5 protein-coding genes are annotated in these 3,680 nt (G+C 36.1%); all 5 read left to right on the top strand.

The features are described 5' to 3' along the window. The first annotated feature begins 8 nt into the window (after nucleotides 1-8). On the top strand, nucleotides 9-626 hold the full coding sequence (locus tag AACY93_RS13645) for a 3-oxoacyl-ACP synthase (RefSeq protein ID WP_286852600.1): 618 nt from the start codon (nucleotides 9-11) through the stop codon (nucleotides 624-626). 1 nt (nucleotide 627) lies between these two features. Beyond that, nucleotides 628-885, top strand: a complete 258-nt coding sequence (locus AACY93_RS13640) for a phosphopantetheine-binding protein (protein WP_007647481.1) — start codon at nucleotides 628-630, stop codon at nucleotides 883-885. A 136-nt stretch (nucleotides 886-1,021) separates the two neighbouring features. After that, nucleotides 1,022-2,224 carry a beta-ketoacyl-[acyl-carrier-protein] synthase family protein gene (locus tag AACY93_RS13635; RefSeq protein WP_286852601.1) on the top strand — a complete coding sequence of 401 codons (1,203 nt, stop codon included), beginning with the start codon at nucleotides 1,022-1,024 and terminating at the stop codon, nucleotides 2,222-2,224. 12 nt (nucleotides 2,225-2,236) lie between these two features. Then, entirely contained in the window at nucleotides 2,237-3,301 is a 1,065-nt protein-coding gene (locus tag AACY93_RS13630) for a beta-ketoacyl synthase N-terminal-like domain-containing protein (protein WP_286852602.1), read from the top strand. Beyond that, nucleotides 3,295-3,680: polysaccharide deacetylase family protein (locus AACY93_RS13625; protein WP_339612157.1), on the top strand; the 386-nt coding region annotated here is incomplete at its 3' end. The genes AACY93_RS13630 and AACY93_RS13625, both read left to right, overlap by 7 nt.

The following is a 3,680-nucleotide window of genomic DNA, read 5'->3' as shown; positions in this document are numbered from 1 at the left end:
AAACAACAATGAGCTCTAATTATAACATCACCTCTTTTTGTCATATAAAAAACCATCAGGTTTCTTTAAATGGCACTGTTATTTTTAGTGAACAACATGTTGGGTTTTCAGAGTTCATAAAAGCTGCTTATAAGCATCAAAAAACAAATTATCCAAAGTTTTTTAAAATGGACCATTTAAGTAAACTAGCCTTTCTGGCTGCTGATATTTTACTTAAAAACCTAAAACTGGATTCAGAAAAAGAAAACAATATTGCTTTGGTTTTTTCCAATAAAGCTGCCAGTTTGGATACAGACATATCGCATCAAAAAGCCATACAGCATAAAGACAATTATTTTCCTAGTCCAGCCGTTTTTGTATATACCTTACCAAATATTTGCCTTGGTGAGATAAGTATTAAATATAAGCTTTATACTGAGAATAGTTTTTTTATCTTTGAACGCTTTAATGCCGAACATTTATTTAGCTATTCCAATAGTTTATTGGAAACCAATAAAGCAAAATCAGTGCTTTGTGGCTGGGTGGAATTGGAAGGCGATAATTATGAGGCTTTTTTGTATTTAGTCTCTAAAGAAGGCCATTTACAGCACAACACACAACAAATAACAACATTATATAACACATAATATGGAAGCTTTAAAACAAGAATTAAAAGAGAACATTATCGAGCAATTGAACTTAGAAGACATGACTGCTGAAGACATTGCAGATGACGACATGCTTTTTGGTGATGGTTTAGCATTGGATTCTATTGATGCTTTGGAACTTATCGTGATGCTGGATAAAAATTACGGGATTAAGTTAACAGACCCAAAAGAAGGTCGTGCCATTTTTGAGTCTATCAATACCATGGCTGCTTATATTTCTGAGCATAGATCTAAATAATGATATTTCCGTAATAACAGGAATACCAACTTTGAAAATATAAATTGGCCTCAAATGCATGTTTTAGAATATCTGCTAATTTGTGGCTGAACAGAAATAATAAATAATTAGATTTCTGCTTACGCAGGAAATAAATATGAGTCAAGGAGTCGCTATAACTGGAATGGGAATTATTTCTGCCATTGGAAACAATGTGGCAGAGAATTTTCGGTCGCTAGTGGAAGGTAAAAAAGGGATAACAACCATTTCTAAAATCAATACCATTCACAAAGACGTTATTAAGGTAGGCGAAATTGGTTATACCAATTCACAATTGGAGCATATTTTAGGTTTAACTCCAGATAACAACTATTCCCGAACTGGCTTAATTGGTGCCATAGCAGCCAAAGAAGCCGTTGCCAATGCTGGTATTAAAGACATAAATGCCTTTAAAACAGGCTTGATATCTGCCACTAGTGTTGGAGGTATGGACATGACGGAAAAATATTATTACGATTATTTGGAGCATGAAACCCACAGAAGATATATTGCCAGCCATCATGCTGGAGATTCAACCCAAAAAATTGCAGAACAATTAGGCATTGATAAAAGTTTGGTAACAACCATAAGCACTGCTTGCTCTTCAGCTGCCAATGCCATCATGCTTGGCGCCAGACTTATAAAATCTGGTCAATTGGATCGTGTGATTGTAGGAGGTTCCGATTGTATGTCTAAATTTACCATCAACGGATTTAAAACCTTAATGATTCTTTCTGACACCTATAACACACCTTTCGATGAAAACAGAAAAGGTTTAAATTTAGGGGAAGCTGCTGCTTTTTTAGTCTTGGAATCTGATGCTGTGGTAAAAGCAGAGAACAAACCGGTTTTAGGCTATGTTAAAGGCTATGGGAATGCCAACGATGCGTTTCACCAAACAGCTTCTTCCGATCATGGAGATGGAGCCACTTTGGCCATGGAAAAAGCACTTAAAGTTGCTGGATACACTCCAAAAGACATAGACTATATCAATGCACATGGAACGGCAACAGGCAATAACGATTTATCCGAAGGCCGAGCCATCATTCGTGTGTTTGGTGAAGATGTGCCAGATTTCAGTTCCACAAAGGCCTATACTGGGCATACTTTGGCTGCAGCTGGAGCCATTGAAGCTGTGTACTCCATTTTAGCAATGCAAAACAATGTGATATTTCCCAATCTGAATTTTAAAACCCAGATGAAAGAATTCAACATCACACCTCAACTGGAACTTAAAGAAAAAGAACTGCAAACCGTTATGTCCAATTCCTTTGGTTTTGGAGGTAATTGTTCAACAGTTATTTTTTCTAAGAACCAATAATTGATAACCGACATGAAAAAAGTCTACATCAATAGCATAGCAAGTATTTCCCCTCAAAAAACCTTTGATAACTCAGAGTTTTTAGACGAGATAATTATACATGAGGACCAAGTTGTTTTTGCCGTGGAACCTGTTTACAAAGATTACATTCCACCAGCTGCTGCCAGACGTATGGCAAAAGGCATTAAAATGGGAGTGGTTGCCTCTAAAATGGCATTACGCGAAGCTGGTTTGGAACAAGTGGATGCCATTATCACTGGAACCGGAATGGGTTGTTTGCGCGATTCCGAAAAGTTTTTAAGTGGCATTATTGATAATAACGAACAGTTTTTAACTCCTACTTCCTTCATTCAATCCACTCACAATACAGTTGGTGGACAAATAGCCTTGGAGCTACAGTGCAAAGGCTATAATTTCACCTATGTACATGGTAGCAATTCGTTTGAATCGGCTTTATTGGATGCCAAGTTGCAGTTGGAATTGGAAGAAGCAGAAAACATACTTATTGGTGGTGTGGACGAATTAGCAGACCATACAACCAAATTAAATAAAATCATCCATCATATTAAAGACAAAAAAACAAGTTCACACAACCTTTTAGACTCTAAAACTAAAGGGGCTGTTTTTGGAGAAGGTGCCAATTTCTTCGTACTTTCCAATAAAAAACAAGCTACTGCTTATGCTGAAGTGGTTTCGGTGAAAATATTCAACACCTTGTCTGAAAGTGACGTTGCAGAAACTGCCTTGAGCTTCTTAAAGGAAAATAATTTAACAGTTGAAGCTATTGATGCCATTGTTTTAGGTAGGAATGGTGATGTGGAATTTGATGGGTTTTATACCAAATTGTCTTCAAGCCTATTTAGCAACACACCACAAATTTGCTACAAACATCTTATTGGGGAATTTAATACAGCATCTCCTTTCGGAATTTGGTTGGCTTCCAAAATACTAAAAACACAGAACGTTCCAAATGTTTTAAAATGGAACGAAAAAAATACATCCTCTTATAATACCATTTTACTTTACAACCAGTATCGTGGAGAAAACCATAGTTTCACTATACTAAAATCATGCTAAACTTTAAAACAGTAAATAGCTTGGCTTTTATTCTTTTGGTTGGTTTAATTGTGGCTTATTTTCTGTTGGATATATCCTTTTGGTGGTTTTTGTTGTTAGGTATAATTTGGTTCAGCTTTACTGCTTTAGGTTCCGGATTGATAGGTTGGAACTATCATATTGAAGCTTTTAATTGCCATCCCACTATTTCAAAAAACCATGTGGCCATTACCTTTGACGATGGTCCAAATCCTGCTTTTACTCCACAAGTTTTAAAGCTCTTGGAAAAATACAACGCCAAAGCCACATTTTTCTGCATAGGATTACATATTGAAAACCATCCAGGCCTTTTTAAAAACATTATAAAAATTCACCTTCTCTTGGACTCAATGGTATACAA

The sequence above is a fragment of the uncultured Xanthomarina sp. genome (genome assembly GCF_963971605.1).
In the GTDB taxonomy this organism is placed as follows: domain Bacteria; phylum Bacteroidota; class Bacteroidia; order Flavobacteriales; family Flavobacteriaceae; genus Xanthomarina; species Xanthomarina gelatinilytica.
The sequence above is the reverse complement of the archived record's forward strand: the minus strand, read 5'-3'. Positions and strand labels throughout refer to the sequence as shown.

Excerpts from the sequence above, each read along its gene's own strand:
- AACY93_RS13640 (WP_007647481.1), top strand. The coding sequence starts at position 628 with ATGGAAGCTTTAAAACAAGAATTAAAAGAGAACATTATCGAGCAATTG.
- AACY93_RS13645 (WP_286852600.1), top strand. The coding sequence starts at position 9 with ATGAGCTCTAATTATAACATCACCTCTTTTTGTCATATAAAAAACCAT.
- AACY93_RS13635 (WP_286852601.1), top strand. The coding sequence starts at position 1,022 with ATGAGTCAAGGAGTCGCTATAACTGGAATGGGAATTATTTCTGCCATT.
- AACY93_RS13630 (WP_286852602.1), top strand. The coding sequence starts at position 2,237 with ATGAAAAAAGTCTACATCAATAGCATAGCAAGTATTTCCCCTCAAAAA.